The 13593-nt window shown below is 73.4% G+C and carries 12 protein-coding genes; 8 read left to right on the plus strand and 4 right to left on the minus strand.

Annotated elements, in window-relative coordinates; all coding sequences use genetic code 11:
* Positions 1-9: 9 nt before the first annotated feature.
* A complete protein-coding gene (locus tag OG435_RS40615; protein WP_266885080.1) occupies positions 10-417 on the plus strand; it encodes an inorganic phosphate transporter in 408 nt (135 codons plus the stop codon).
* A 10-nt stretch (positions 418-427) separates the two neighbouring features.
* The gene (locus tag OG435_RS40620; protein ID WP_266885082.1) at positions 428-1591 is read left to right on the plus strand and encodes an FUSC family protein; all 1164 of its coding nucleotides are present in this window, start codon (positions 428-430) and stop codon (positions 1589-1591) included.
* A gap of 27 nt (positions 1592-1618) precedes the next feature.
* On the opposite strand, the gene OG435_RS40625 is transcribed toward OG435_RS40620, so the two are convergent.
* Both OG435_RS40625 and OG435_RS40630 read right to left on the minus strand, forming a co-directional pair.
* Positions 1619-3040 (minus strand): phytoene desaturase family protein, encoded by a 1422-nt coding sequence (locus tag OG435_RS40625; RefSeq protein ID WP_266885084.1) that lies wholly within the window; start codon positions 3038-3040, stop codon positions 1619-1621.
* 188 nt (positions 3041-3228) lie between these two features.
* Entirely contained in the window at positions 3229-4053 is an 825-nt protein-coding gene (locus OG435_RS40630; protein ID WP_266885086.1) for an inositol monophosphatase family protein, read from the minus strand.
* 282 nt (positions 4054-4335) lie between these two features.
* Between OG435_RS40630 and OG435_RS40635 the strand changes: the two genes are divergently transcribed.
* Positions 4336-5535 carry an alpha/beta hydrolase gene (locus OG435_RS40635; RefSeq protein ID WP_266885088.1) on the plus strand — a complete coding sequence of 400 codons (1200 nt, stop codon included), beginning with the start codon at positions 4336-4338 and terminating at the stop codon, positions 5533-5535.
* Positions 5536-5548: 13 nt separating this feature from the next.
* On the opposite strand, the gene OG435_RS40640 is transcribed toward OG435_RS40635, so the two are convergent.
* A complete protein-coding gene (locus tag OG435_RS40640) occupies positions 5549-5755 on the minus strand; it encodes a hypothetical protein (RefSeq protein ID WP_266885090.1) in 207 nt (68 codons plus the stop codon).
* A gap of 191 nt (positions 5756-5946) precedes the next feature.
* Here OG435_RS40640 and OG435_RS40645 point away from each other — a divergent pair, with 191 nt between their 5' ends.
* Complete coding sequence (locus OG435_RS40645; protein WP_266881490.1) at positions 5947-7422, plus strand: NF041680 family putative transposase; 1476 nt, start codon at positions 5947-5949, stop codon at positions 7420-7422.
* Positions 7423-7474: 52 nt separating this feature from the next.
* On the opposite strand, the gene OG435_RS40650 is transcribed toward OG435_RS40645, so the two are convergent.
* Positions 7475-9997, minus strand: coding sequence for a tetratricopeptide repeat protein (locus OG435_RS40650; protein WP_266885093.1), 2523 nt, complete (start codon positions 9995-9997; stop codon positions 7475-7477).
* Between the two features lie 140 nt (positions 9998-10137).
* Here OG435_RS40650 and OG435_RS40655 point away from each other — a divergent pair, with 140 nt between their 5' ends.
* From OG435_RS40655 to OG435_RS40670, 4 genes are all read left to right on the plus strand, one after another.
* Complete coding sequence (locus OG435_RS40655; RefSeq protein ID WP_266885095.1) at positions 10138-10593, plus strand: carboxymuconolactone decarboxylase family protein; 456 nt, start codon at positions 10138-10140, stop codon at positions 10591-10593.
* A gap of 93 nt (positions 10594-10686) precedes the next feature.
* Positions 10687-11148: an iron chaperone gene (locus tag OG435_RS40660; RefSeq protein WP_266885097.1), complete on the plus strand. Its 462-nt coding sequence runs from the start codon at positions 10687-10689 to the stop codon at positions 11146-11148.
* A gap of 48 nt (positions 11149-11196) precedes the next feature.
* Positions 11197-11937, plus strand: a complete 741-nt coding sequence (locus OG435_RS40665) for a 4'-phosphopantetheinyl transferase family protein (protein WP_266885099.1) — start codon at positions 11197-11199, stop codon at positions 11935-11937.
* 273 nt (positions 11938-12210) lie between these two features.
* The gene (locus OG435_RS40670) at positions 12211-13563 is read left to right on the plus strand and encodes an ABC transporter ATP-binding protein (RefSeq protein ID WP_266885101.1); all 1353 of its coding nucleotides are present in this window, start codon (positions 12211-12213) and stop codon (positions 13561-13563) included.
* Positions 13564-13593 lie beyond the last annotated feature (30 nt).

Genomic DNA, 13593 nt, shown 5'->3' on the forward strand with positions numbered 1-13593 from the left:
TGAAACGGCATGGGATGTCTGACCCGGCTCGGCCCGCGGCAGGGCTGCGTGGCCCAGACGAGCGCGGCGGCCGTGCTGCTGGCCTCTTCGCACCTGGGCTTCGCGGTGTCGACCACGCACGCCGTCACCGGCAGCGTCTCCGGGGCCGGGCTCGCCACCCCCGGCGGGGTCCTGAGCCGGAAGACCGTGCGGGCCATGCTCGTGTCCTGGGTCCTCACGCTGCCCGCGGCCGGGCTCGTCGCCGCCCTGGCCTTCCTGCTCACGGAGCAGGGCGCCTGGGGCCAGGACACCACGGCCGCCCTGCTGGTGTGCGCGACCCTCGCCTTCTGGGCCCGGTCCCGCCGGACGGCCGTCACCGCGCGGAGCGTCGCGCCGGAGGCGGCCGACAGCCCTGCCACCGCAACCGCAGCCGCTTGAGGTCCCAAAAGTGAATGCATCGGACAGAACGGTGATGGCGGAGGGCCTGCGGTCCCGGATGACCGCCGGCTTCGGCGACGGAAGCATGGTCCTGCGTGCGGCGATCTCGGCGGGACTCGCCTGGTGGATCGCCTCCGTGCTCCTGCACTCCGACGCGGCCTCACTGGCCCCCGCCGGCGCCATCCAGGCCACGCAGGCCACGCCCTTCGCCACCGCGCGCAAGAGCCTGCAACGGGCGGCCGGCATCCTGTTCGGCTTCCTGCTCGGTGTGGCGGCCACCGCTTCCATCGGCACGAACACCGTGAGCGTCCTCCTGGTGGTCCTCGTCGGCATGTACGCCGGACGCCTGATGAACCTCGGTTCACAGATGCACCAGATCGCGCTCACCGCCGTCCTCGTCATGGGCTCCGCCACCTCCTTCGGGTACGGGGCCTCGCGGCTGGAGGACAACGTCGTCGGCGTGCTCGTCGGCACCTGCATCGGCCTCGTACTGCCCGCCCCCGGTTTCACCCGCCGCGCCGGTGAGGAACTGGCGCGCCTGAACCGGCAGATGGCCGCGCTCCTGGCCGAGATCGCCCGCGGACTCTCCGAGGACGACTGGGCCGCGCGCACCGGGGACTGGGTCCGCCGGGCCCGCTCCCTCTCCAGTGAGCTCGACGCGGTGCGCCAGGCCGTCCGCGATGCCGAGGACGCGATCCGCTGGCGTCCGCGCGGCCGGTCTTCGCGGCCCCGCCTGGACCGGCTCGCCGAAGCCACCCAGTGCCTGGACCACGTGGGACACCAGGTCCGGGGGATCACCCGCGGCCTGTACAACCTGACCTTCCGCGAAGGCCGCCCGCCCGCCCTGCACTGGGCGCAGCACGAGGAGTCCATGCTGCCCCTGCGGGCCGAGGCCCCGGCCGGGCTCGACGGGGTACTGGCCGCGCTCGCCGCGATACTGGCCGACCTGGCCGACGTACACGTACGGGAGGACGCTCCCCCGCCGGAAGTGCGGGCCCGCCTGGCGGGGCTGCTGGGCGAGGCCGAGACCGGCTTCCTGCGGACCGCGCTGGCGCAGTCACCCGCCTACGCGGACTGGCGGGTGCTGTGCACCGCCGGGATCCTGGAGGACTCCCGGAAGATGCTCCACGAACTGGACCCCTCGATCGGCCCCCACAAGGCCGCTCTCGGGTAGCCGCGGGGACGGATCCGGAGCGCGTCCTCAGGCGCCCTTCGCGCGCAGGTGGCGCCAGACGGCCTTGGCCGCGTTGTGGCCCGACATGCCGTGCACTCCGGGGCCCGGCGGGGTGGCCGAGGAGCACAGGAACACCGCCGGGTGCGCCGTGTTGTACGGGGACAGGGTGAGTTTGGGGCGCAGCAGGAGCTGGAGCCCGGAGGCGGCCCCGCAGGCGATGTCGCCGCCGACGTAGTTCGGGTTGCGGGCGGCGAGCTGCGGCGGGCCCGCCGTGGCGCGGGCGAGCACCAGGTCGCGGAACCCGGGCGCGAAGCGCTCCAGTTGGCGCTCGACGGCTTCGGTGAGGTCGCCGTCCCAGCCCGCCGGGACGTGCCCGTATACCCAGAAGGTGTGCTTGCCCTCGGGCGCCCGGCCGGGGTCGACCAGGCTGGGCTGGGCGGCGATGAGGAAGGGGGTGCGCGGGACCCGCCCGCCGGAGGCCAGTTGCAGGGCCGCGTCGATGTCGCGGGTGCGCGGACCGATCTGTACGGTGCCGGCCCGGCGGGGCTCCTCGGCGGTCCAGGGGACGGGGCCGTCCAGGGCGTAGTCCAGCTTGAACACGGACGCCCCGTAGCGGTAGCCGTCGTAGACCCGGCCCAGGCGTGCGATGCGGGCCAGCGCGGTCGGGGAGGTGTCGAAGACGTACGCCCGGGCCGGCGGCAGGTCGTCGAGCCGCTTGACCTCGAACCCGGTGTGGACGGTCCCGCCCAGGTCGCGCAGGTACCCCGCGAGGGCGTCGGAGATCGACTGCGAGCCGCCGCGCGGCAGCGGCCAGCCGTTCGCGTGCGCGGCGAGGGCGAAGACCAGGCCGACGGCACTGGTCCCGATCCCGCCGAGCGGGGCGATGACGTGCGCGACGAGCCCGGCGAAGAGGGCGCGGGCGCGGTCGTCGCGGAAGCGGCTCAGCAGCCAGGTGGAGGGCGGCAGCCCGGCCAGCCCGAAGCGGGCGAGGGTGAGCGGGTCACGGGGCAGCGCGGTGTTCGGCAGGGACATGAAATCGCGGGCGAGGGTGTCCCACTTGCCGAGGAACGGTTCCACCAGCCGCCGGTACGTGCCCGCGTCGCGGGGCCCGAAGGACGCGGCCGTCTCCGCGACGGAACGGGAGAGCACCGCCGCGGTGCCGTCGTCGAAGGGGTGCGCCATGGGCAGCGGGGCGTGCAGCCACTCCAGCCCGTACCGCTTGAGGGGCATCGTGGAGAACACCGGGGAGCCGGCGCCGAGCGGGTGCACCGCCGAGCAGGGGTCGTGCCGGAAGCCGGGGAGGGTGAGCTCCTCGGTCCGGGCCCCGCCGCCGACGGTGTCCGCGGCTTCGAAGACGGCCACGGAGAAGCCGCGCCGGGCCAGTTCCACGGCGGCCGTCAGCCCGTTGGGCCCGGCCCCCACCACGACCGCATCGAGGATCGACGGCACTTGCGACTCCTTCGTCCGGCGGCGCCACCGCCCCCAGGGTATTGCGCCTGTCCATAGGCGGCTCCACCGTCCGCGCCAACTCCGTCCGCCCCGGGCTCGAGCCGCGGGTCCGGCGGGGGTGTCGGGTCCGGGCGGGGGTGTCGGGTCCGGGCCCTGCGGCGGTGCCGGGTCCGGGCCCGGCCGCGGTGTCACTCGCCCCGGAGCAGCTCCCGGATCCGTACGGCCGTGGCCTCGTCCCGGCCGACCGCGAACGGCAGGGCGTTGTCCCGGTCCACCCGGAAGGGGACCCCGTCGACGGTGCTCTGGAAGCCGCCCGCCTCGGCGACCAGCAGCAGCCCGGCCGCGTGGTCCCAGGCCGACGGCCAGTTGAAGGCCAGGCCGTCCATCTCCCCCCGGGCCACCTTCAGGTACTCCAGGCCCGCCGAACCGCAGGCCCGGGGGACCACACCGGGCACGTCGAGGCGCGCCAGGACGCGCCGCTCGTCCTCGGTGGTGTACAGCGGGTGCGCGGTCGCGACCCGCAGCTCGGTGCCCGGACGCGGCGAACCGCTCAGGATCCGCTCGCCGTTGACGTAGGCGCCCTGTCCGCGCACGGCGGTGGCCATCTCCTCCAGCGCCGGGGCGAAGGTCCAGGAGGCGAGGAGCTCCCCGCGGTGCGCGAGGGCGACCAGGGTGCAGAACTCCGGGTCCCCGTGCACGAACTGCCGGGTCCCATCCACGGGGTCCACGATCCACACCGGGGCGTCGGCGCGCAGCGCACCGTAGGCCGTGGGGTCGGCGTGCACCGCTTCCTCGCCGACCACGGCCGAGCCGGGCAGCAGCTGGGTCAGGGCTGCCGTGAGGTACTCCTCGGCCTTGCGGTCGGCGTCGGTCACGAGGTCGTGCGGACCGCTCTTCTGGTCCACCTCGTGGTCCGCGAGCTGGCGGAATCTCGGCATGATCTCGATCGCCGCCGCCTTGCGCACGGCTTCGTCGACGTCGGTCAGGTTCCGGGCGAGGAGTTCATCGATCATGCCTCCAGCAAAGCACGCCCGGCTGACAAACCCCACCGCCGGACCCGGCGGGCGATCGGACCCTGGGTGGACCGCGGGTGAACGCCTCCCCGGGGCGGGCGGCGGCCCGCGGATACGTGGATACATGGATACATGGATACATGGATACGCGGAGGCACCGGTCGGCACCGGGCGGTGAGGACCGGAACCCCGTCCGCCTCCTGGCGGGCTCCGGTCACCCGTGCTACACCTGCCGGGCCCCGGCCCTCGCCCTCTCCCCACACCACCGTCTGGGAGCCCTTCATGCGCCGCCGCCCCGCCCTCTCCCTCCGCCCCTCCCGCCCCTTCCTTGCATTCCTCCCCCTGCGCCGCGCCGCAGCCCTGCTCGCGGCCGCCGCCACCGCCGCGGCCGCGTTCGTGGTCGCCGCGCCCGCCGCCCCCGTGGGCGCCGCGTCCGTCCTGCCCTCGCTGCCCGCGCCGAATGCCGCCGGGCTGACCCTGCGGACCTGGTCGGTGGCGGCGGGACAGAGCGAACGCATGGGCGACGCCTCCGTGACCACCTCCGCGATCTTCGCCGCGCACGGCGGGACCCCGTCCATCAACCCGGTCCAGGTGCCGGTGCGGGTACGCATCCTGCTGCCGGAGGACTACCAGCGGGACCCGGCGCACCCCTACCCCGTGCTGTACCTGCTGCACGGCGGCACGGGCGACGTGGAGCAGTGGTCGAAGACCGACGAGGGCAATGTCACGGCGAACCTGAAGGACTCCGCCTTCAAGGGCATCGTCGTGATGCCGGAGGGCGGCAAGGCCGGCTGGTACAGCGACTGGGCCGGGCACACGGACGGCTTCTTCGCCCCGCAGTGGGAGACCTTCCACGTCCAGCAGCTGGTCCCGTGGATCGACGCCAACTTCAACACCGTGCGAGCGGCCTCCGGGCGGGCGATCGCGGGCGTCTCGATGGGCGGTTACGGGGCCCTGCGCTACGCCGGCCGCCACCCGGAGCTGTTCTCCGCCGTCGGCGCCTTCTCGCCCGGCACGGACATCTACGACCCGGGCGCGCAGAGCATCATCGCCAACTCCACCTGGACGGTGGGGGCTTCGATCCTGTGGACGGGCCTGTTCGACGGGAAGTTCCGGGTGACCGGCGACACCCCCTACCGGATGGCCACGGTCTTCGGCACGCCGGACACCTGGCCCGGGCAGAACCCGGTCAACCTGGCGGTCGACGGCAAGTACGCCTCGTACGGCGGGAAGATGGCCCTGTACGCGGGCGGCACGGGCGGTACGGGCGAGAAGGAGATCGGCGCGATGACCGCGGCGCTCCACCAGGACCTGAAGGACCGCGCGGTCGGCCACCGCTACTGCCGGGGCGCGGGCGACCACGCGTGGCCCTACTGGGGCCCGGAGCTCAAGGACTTCGTGGCCTACGCCTACGGCCCCGCCCCGCAGACACCGCAGCCCCCGGCCCCCTGCCCGAACGACTGGGGGCCGGAGACGCCGTAGGCGCGCCGCGGGATCAGTGCTCGAACGCGCCGTCCTGGAGGAACTTCGGGCCCTGGTCCCCCTGGAGGTACTGCGCGCCCTGCTCCCCGGACGCCCCGTCCTGGCCCTGCGGTGCGACGCTGATGTGGTTGTCCGCGAGGGCCGGGCCCGCGCCGAGCACGGCCAGGGCGAAGGCCGCGGTGGCGGCGATGGCGGCCATGGCGGCGGCTCTGGTGTTCATGGTGGTCCCCCCGGGTCCGGCCGGCCCCTGGTCGGGCCGGCTCGGAAACAGGCTGTCAGCTTGTCGTTTATGGTCCGATGTCGAACGCGACTCGCACTTGGTCGGCGTTTTCGCAGTTCAGCGGACGCGAAGGCGGCCTTCGCTTGATCCTGGGCTCCGTCACAGAGCGGATCAGCGCGAAGGCCGTGGTCATGAGTCTGATGGAGCAGGACGTCCTGCGGGACGCGTTCGCGGAAGTGTCACACTTCCGGTCGGAGTTGTACGCGTGTCTGACCGTGCGGGGCGATGCCTTGTTCGAGTTGTGCGACGCGTTGCTGTGCACGGACGGACCGGTGCGGACGCTCGTAGATCTCGCGCTCGCGCCTGAACACCGCCGTGGTCACGGTGGTTTGTACGGCGGTCTCAACCAGGGCCGGATCGATGTCGCCCGGCTGCGCCGGGCCCTGGCCGGGATGCCACTGCCGAGGGCGGCGGACGGCAGGCTGGTCCTGGCGGTGGACGTCTCGCCGTGGCTGAGGCCGGACGCCAATACCTGCGCTGACCGGGCCTTCTGCCACACTTTCGGCCGTGGCGTGGGCAAACACCAGATGGTGCCCGGCTGGCCGTACTCGGTAGTGGCCGCGCTGGAGAGCGGCCGCACCTCGTGGACGGCAGTGCTCGATGCGGTCCGTCTCCGGCCCGGCGCTGACGTGGCAGCGGTGACCACGTTCCAGATTCGCGAGGTCCTCGAGCGACTCGTTGCAGCGGGCCAGTGGAAGCCAGGCGACCCGAACATCCTGGTCGTGCTGGACGCCGGATACGACGCTCCGCGCATCGCTCACCTGCTGGCCGGCCTGCCCGTCGAGATCCTGGGACGGATGCGTTCGGACCGGGTGATGTGCCGGCCGGCTCCCACCCGCGAGGAGTTCCACAGGCAGCATCCCGCCGGCGGACGCCCACCGAGGCACGGCGGCGAGTTCGTCTTCGGCCAGCCCGAGACCTGGGGCTCTGAGCATGTCGTGACGGCCACGGACACCCGCCTCTACGGGAATGCGACCGCGCGGGCGTGGGACCGGCTGCACCCCAGGCTGACCCGGCGGGCCGCCTGGCTCGCCCACGGGGCTGAACTGCCCGTGATCGAGGGGACCGTCATCCGCCTGACCGTGGAGAAACTGCCCAGCGGCGGGGTCAACAAGCCGGTCTGGCTGTGGTGGTCGGGCACCGGCGCCACCACCGCGGACGTCGACCGCTGCTGGCAGTCCTTCCTCCGACGATTCGACCTCGAGCACACCTTCCGCCTGTTCAAACAGACCCTCGGCTGGACCAAGCCCCGGCTCCGCAGCTCGGACGCGGCAGACCGCTGGACCTGGATCATCCTGGCCGCACATGCCCGGCTCCGCCTTGCCCGCCCGCTGGCCGCCGACCTCCGCCGGCCGTGGGAGAAGCCAGCGGAACCGAACAGGCTGACACCGGCCCGCGTCCGCAGAGGGTTCAGGAACCTGCACGCGCGGACCGGCACACCAGCCCGTGCACCAAAACCGACCCGCCCGGGCCCCGGCCGACCTCCCGGCTCGAAGAACCAGCGTCCCGCCACCCGCTACGACGTCGGACGCGTCCTCGCCACCGGCGAGCCCTACACCCGACCAGCACACCACAAAATCGGGACCAAACCCCGCCGAACTGGATAAACGACAAGGTCAGGCCCGCCCGGAGTCCTGCAACAGCATCAGGGCGATCCGCTCAAGGCGCCCCGGCGGCGAGCTCCTCCCGGAGCGAGCGCCCCGCCGTGCGGTGCTCGGCCGCCGCGGCCGGATCCGCGTCGTCGAGCAGGGCCGCGATCCCCTCGTGGGCCTGCGCCTCCTCGTGCCGGCAGCCGAGCCCGGGGGCCAGCTCCAGCGTCCGGCGGTGCAGGCGCAGGGCCTCCTCGGGCAGACCCGCGAGCCGGCAGGTCTCGGCGTAGCCGCCCAGGAAGCGGACCTTCCAGTGTTCCTCGAACAGCTCGTCCAGCAGCGCGAACGCCTCGCGGTGACTGGCCAGGGCCTCGTCGTACCGGCCCATCCCGCGCAGCGCGACGCCCAGGCAGTTGAGGGACCACGCCTCGTTGTTCACGTGCCCGTCCTCGCGGGCCAGGGCCAGCGCCCGGTGCAGGTGTTCCGACGCCTCCTCGGGCCGCTCCGCCGCGATGGCCATGCCGAGGGTGATGCGGGCCGTCAGGGCGGGCGGCCACGCCGGGTCCGGATGGGACACCTCCAGCACCTCGCGGGCCCGGCTCGCAGCCTCCTCGCGCTCGCCCACCTGGAGCAGCGCCCAGGCCTCCGAGGCGGCCGCGTGGGCCGTGCCCGCCGGGAGGCCGGCTTCCCCGTACAGCTTCCCGGCCAGCCGGAAGAGCTCGAGCGGCTCCCCGGCGCTCCCCCGGTCCCAGCTCAGATAGCCGCGGCGCAGGACCAGTTCGGCTTCCGAGCGGATGTCCCCCGCCTCGGCCACCCGGAGTCCGGCCTCCTCGTACGCGGCCGCGGCCTCGGTCATCCGGCCCGCGTTGTAGCGCGCGAAGCCCAGGTCGCTGTAGGCCTCGGCGAGGCGCAGCGGATCTCCGAGGCGTTCGGCGGCGGCCAGCGAGCGCTCGAAGAGGTGGTTGAGGTGGGTCGTACCGCAGCGTCGTGCGAAGTACGCCCGCAGGAACCGGGGCAGCTCGCACACGTGCGCGTCCGCCCCGACGGCGACCGCCGTCTCGAAGGCGGCGATCATCGTCTCGTACTCCGAGGCGAGCCAGGAGCAGGCCGCGTGCTTGTCGGCGAACCGCGGCAGTGCGGCCGGGGGCCGGCCCGCCGAGGGCGCCCGTCCCGGCGAGAGCACCGGCATCGCCGCGTCGGCCGCGGCCGCCGCGTGCACGAAGTAGTCGAGGAAGCGGCCCAGGGCACGCTCCCGCTCGGCCGGGGAGTCCTGTTGCGCCCAGGCGCCCCGCGCGTGCTGGTGCACCAGGTCGTGCAGCCGGTAGCGGCCCGCCGTCGGCTGCTGGACCAGGTGCGCGTCGACCAGGTCCTCCAGCATCTCCCGGGCGTCGCGCAGCGGTACGTCGGCCAGGGCCGCGGCCGCGTACGCGTCGAAGGAGCCGCCGGGCAGCAGGCCCAGGGTCCGGAACAACCGGGCCTGGCCCCGGTCCAGTTGCCGTACGGACATGGCGAAGGCGGTGTCGAACTCGCTCGCGCCCTCCGCCAGCCGCTCCACGAGGATGCCCACCGTCCAGCCCGGCCGGTGCCGCAGCCGGGCCGCGGCCAGCCGCAGGGCCAGCGGCAAGTGGCCGCACAGCCGCAGCACTTCGGCGGCGGACTCCGGTTCGCGGGCGAGGCGGCCTTCGGGGCCGCCGGAGTCTCCGCTGGCCCTGGCGAGCAGTTCCGCGCTCTCCTGCGGGCTGAGCACGTCCAGTGACACCGGGGGCACTTCGTCGAGGCCGAGCAGCCGGTTGCGGCTCGTGATCAGGACGACGGAGTCCCCGGCGCCGGGCAGCAGCGGGCGCACCTGCTCCGCATCGACGGCGTTGTCGATGACCACGAGGGCGCGCCGGTCCGCCAGTTCCGCGCGCCAGCAGGCCGCCAGCTGTTCGAGGCCCTCCTGCGGGACCCGCTCGGACGGTACGTCGAGCGCCCCGAGCAGCATCCGCAGCGCCGAGTCGGCATCAAGGGGGTCCCGGCCCTCGGTGAATCCGTGCAGGTCCACATAGAGCTGGGCGTCGGGGTAGTCGGCGGCGAGCCGGTGCGCGGCGCGCACCGCGAGGCAGGTCTTGCCCACGCCCGCCATGCCGTCGACGGCTACGCCCCGGTGGCTCCCCACCGCGGCGAGCACGGCGGCGAGTTGGGTCTCGCGTCCGGTGAAGTCGGCCGCGTCGCGCGGCAGATCGTTACGGGGCTTCGGCTGGACCTGGCGGCTGGCCTTCGGGGGCGCCGGCAACGCCTGGGAGGAACTCCGCTCCCAGAGGGAGCGCAGCGGGCGGGGGTCGCGTTTGACCAGCCGGCACAGGGCGACCACCGCGGTCCAGGGCGGCGCGGTCTGGCCGCTGAGGTAGCGCGAGAGGGAGGAGGAGCTCAGTGCGACCTCCCTCGCGAGGGCCCGTACGCCGAGCCCGGACAGCTCCTGGAGCAGCCGCAGCCGTGCGGCCAGCTCGTCCTGCGGGTCGGCCCCGGCCGTCCGCCGTTCCATGTCCACGGTTCCCCCGTATCCCTGTCCCGCCGCGCCCGAATTATCCGGGGTCGCATCTTCGCTGGTCAAGGATGTTCCGCCTGTCCCAGGGTGTCCCACCGTCCTCGCCGCCGCGGGCCGGTGCGGCTGTTATGGAGTCACACCCCGAGGGGGGAACCGGAAGACCGGGAAACCGGAACTCCGGAAGGCCTGAAGAGGAGCACACCGAGATGCAGTCCCGTATGCAGAACCCCGCGGTCGTCCTGTCCGGCGCGATGCAGCCCATCCTGGACGTCTTCAAGGCCGTGCACACCGGCGGAGTGGACAAGCAGACGCTGGAGCTGGTCCACCTGCGGGTGAGCCAGATCAACAACTGCAGCTCCTGCGTCGACAGCGGCGCCAAGGCGGCCCGCAAGGCCGGGGTGAGCGAGGAGCGGCTGGCCACGGTCGCCGTCTGGCGCGAGACCCCGTACTTCACCGAGGAGGAGCGGGCGGCCCTGCTGCTGGCGGAGGCCGCGACCCGGCTGGCCGACCGTCCCGACGCGGTGAGCGACGAGGTCTGGGACACGGCCGCGACCTACTTCGACGAGAAGCAGCTCGCCGCGCTCGTCCTGATGATCGGCGTCACGAACCTGTTCAACCGGCTCAACGCCACGACCCGCCAGATCGCCGGCGCGTGGGGCTGAGCGCCTCGCTTTCCCTGGAACGCCTCGCCTCCCCTGGTACGACCGTCCATCCCAGTCCGCCCCGTCACCCCGACTCCCGTGAGGAAAACCGCCATGACGAACACCCGCAAGCCCGCGCAGAGCACGTTCGAGGGATTCACGGACGAGGAGCGCGCCGCGATGAAGGACCACGCGAAGGAGCTGAAGGCCGCGGCGCGCCGCGGATCCCGCGCCGACAAGGCGGCGGAGGAGGAGGCCGCGGTCGTCGCCAAGATCGCCGAAATGCGGGACTCCGACCGGGTGATGGCGGAGCGGATCCACGCCGTCGTCAGGGCGAGCGCGCCCGGCCTCGCGCCGAAGCTCTGGTACGGGATGCCCGCGTACGCCCGGGACGGCAAGGTGGTCTGCTTCTTCCAGAGCGCGGGGAAGTTCAAGGCGCGCTACGCGACGCTCGGCTTCAGCGACCAGGCGCACCTCGACGAGGGCTCCATGTGGCCGACCTCCTTCGCCCTGCCGCGGCTGACGGCCGCGGACGAGGCCTTGATCGGCACGCTCGTGAAGAGCGCGGCACAATAGGGCGAGGCCGGCCGACGACCGGCGCCGGACCGAGGAGACCGTTCGATCGTGCACACGCCCCATGTCCTCACGATCGGTTCGCAGTTCCCGCCCGCCGCACAGGATCCGTCGGCCCTGCAGGATCCGTCGACCGCACAGGATCCGCCGACCGCGTCCACCGCCGTGTGGCTGGTCGACACCGACGCCCAGGACCGCGCGGCCGCCCGGCTGGCCCCGGAGGTCCTGGACCCGGTCGAGCAGCAGCGGGCGGCCGCCTTCAAGCGCGAGGTGGACCGGCGCCGCTACGTCGCCTCGCACGTGGCGCTGCGGCTGGTGCTCGGGGCCTGGCTGGACCTTCCCCCCGGCCGGGTACGGATCACCCGCGCCCCGTGCCCCGGCTGCGGAGGCCCCCACGGACGGCCGGTGTCCGAGGACGGGCCCGTCCACTTCTCCCTGTCGCACAGCGACCGGCTCGCGCTGCTCGCCGTGGGCCCGGTGCCGGTGGGGGCCGACGTGGAGGCGCTGCCCACGGCTTCGGCCGTGGCCGAGCTCGCCGGACAGCTGCACCCTCGGGAGATCGCGGAGCTGGAGGCCCTGGCCCCGGAGGAGCGGCCCGCGGCCTTCGGCCGGGTCTGGGTCCGCAAGGAGGCGTACCTCAAGGGCCTGGGCATCGGACTCGCCCGGGGCCTTTCCCTCGACTACGTGGGCGCCGGCGACACCCCGGCGGACGGTCTGCCCGGCTGGTCACTGACGAACGTGGCGGTCCCCCCGGGCTTCGCCGCCGCCGTGGCGGTGACGACGGGCCGTTGATCACGGGAACGGAACGGAACACATAGCGGGAGAGCGCTCTCTCATGGCGGGAACCTAGTACCCGCTCACGGCCGGGGTCAAGGAATCGACGCTCAACTCGTCCGCAGAAAAGGCAAGTTCTCCCAGTTCGCCACCCGCCCCACCCGCTCGGGTCGTGGCTGGATTCCGCGAGGTTGCGCCAAGGCGTTCCCTCACGGGGCGGCCTGAGCTAGCTTCTGTCCTCAACTCCCCCACCCCCCTCTCCCTCCCCATCCCAGCCCCGGGCGGATCGTCATGAGTCGTTCCATCGCGTTGCGCGATGTCAGCAAGAGGTACGGGCGCGATTCGCTCGCCGTCGAGCGCGTCTCCCTCACCGTCGAGCCGGGCGAGTTCCTGGTTCTGCTGGGGCCTTCGGGCTGCGGCAAGTCCACCGTTCTGCGGATGATCGCGGGGCTGGAGGAGATCACCGAGGGCGAACTGTTCCTCGACGGCGAGTACGCCAACCACATGCCGCCGAGCCGGCGGGACATCGCGATGGTGTTCCAGAGCTTCGCGCTGTATCCGAACATGACGGGTCGCGCCAACATCGGTTTCCCGCTGAAGCTGCGCGACCCCCGCGGGGACCACGAGCCGCAAGTGGAGGCCACGGCCCGGATGCTGGGCATCGAAGACCTCCTCGACCGCTTCCCCGGACAGCTCTCCGGCGGCGAGCGGCAGCGGGTCGCGATGGGCCGGGCCATCTCCCGCCGGCCGTCGGTGTTCCTGATGGACGAGCCGCTCTCCAGCCTGGACTCGAAACTGCGCGGCCACCTGCGGGCCGAAATCGCCCGTCTGACCGCCGAGTTGGGTGTCACCACGGTCTACGTCACGCACGACCAGTCGGAGGCCATGTCCCTCGGCCACCGGGTGGCGGTCATGCGCGGCGGCGTCCTTCAGCAGGTCAGCTCACCGCGGGACACCTACGCGCTGCCGGCGAACGTGTTCGTGGCGGCGTTCATCGGAACGCCCCGCATCAGCCTGCTCCAGGCCGTCGTCCACGCGCCGCTCGGCGCGGGCATGTGGATCGATCTGGGGCACCAACGACTTTCCCTTCCCCAACCACTCAGCACCGACCACCAGTTGCTCCGGATCCAGCAGGGGCGTCCGGTCATCGTCGGCCTGCGCTCGGAGGCGGTCAGGATCGCCCCGCCGAGCCAGGCGCGGCCGGGCGAGGCGGCGATGACGGGCATCGTCGAGCACGTCGAGTACCAGGGGCACGAGGCCCTGGTCCATGTGGACACGGGCTCGCGCCCCGCGGGGGTGGCGGAGCTGGAGTCAGCGCGGCACCCGGCCGCTCCCCGGCGCGGTCTCAGGCGGCAGCGGAGCGGCCTCGGCCGGCTCAGGGAGCGGACCCTGGGACGGCTGTCCGGGTCGGTGGCGGTCCTGGACCAGCCGCCGGAATCCGCCCAGGGGCCCGACGCGGGCGCCGCTCCCGAACGGCTGGGGGCGGTGCGCAGCGACCTCGTGGTGCGCACGGGGCCGCACGTCCGGGTCCGGGTGGGTGCCCAGATCCCGCTGCTGGTGGATCTCGCGCAGCTGTACGTCTTCGACCACGCGGGGCGCCGGGTGTCCCCGGCCGGGGACGGGCTCGCGCCTCTGGAGCGGTAGCGCCCCCGTACCACCCGGCCCACCATCGGA

Source organism: Streptomyces sp. NBC_01264 (genome assembly GCF_026340675.1).
In the GTDB taxonomy this organism is placed as follows: Bacteria; Actinomycetota; Actinomycetes; order Streptomycetales; family Streptomycetaceae; genus Streptomyces.

Coding starts and splice junctions, on each gene's coding strand:
- OG435_RS40615 (WP_266885080.1), top strand. CDS start 10: ATGGGATGTCTGACCCGGCTCGGCCCGCGGCAGGGCTGCGTGGCCCAG.
- OG435_RS40630 (WP_266885086.1), bottom strand. CDS start 4,053: ATGATCGATGAACTCCTCGCCCGGAACCTGACCGACGTCGACGAAGCC.
- OG435_RS40635 (WP_266885088.1), top strand. CDS start 4,336: ATGCGCCGCCGCCCCGCCCTCTCCCTCCGCCCCTCCCGCCCCTTCCTT.
- OG435_RS40640 (WP_266885090.1), bottom strand. CDS start 5,755: ATGAACACCAGAGCCGCCGCCATGGCCGCCATCGCCGCCACCGCGGCC.
- OG435_RS40645 (WP_266881490.1), top strand. CDS start 5,947: ATGAGTCTGATGGAGCAGGACGTCCTGCGGGACGCGTTCGCGGAAGTG.
- OG435_RS40655 (WP_266885095.1), top strand. CDS start 10,138: ATGCAGTCCCGTATGCAGAACCCCGCGGTCGTCCTGTCCGGCGCGATG.
- OG435_RS40660 (WP_266885097.1), top strand. CDS start 10,687: ATGACGAACACCCGCAAGCCCGCGCAGAGCACGTTCGAGGGATTCACG.
- OG435_RS40670 (WP_266885101.1), top strand. CDS start 12,211: ATGAGTCGTTCCATCGCGTTGCGCGATGTCAGCAAGAGGTACGGGCGC.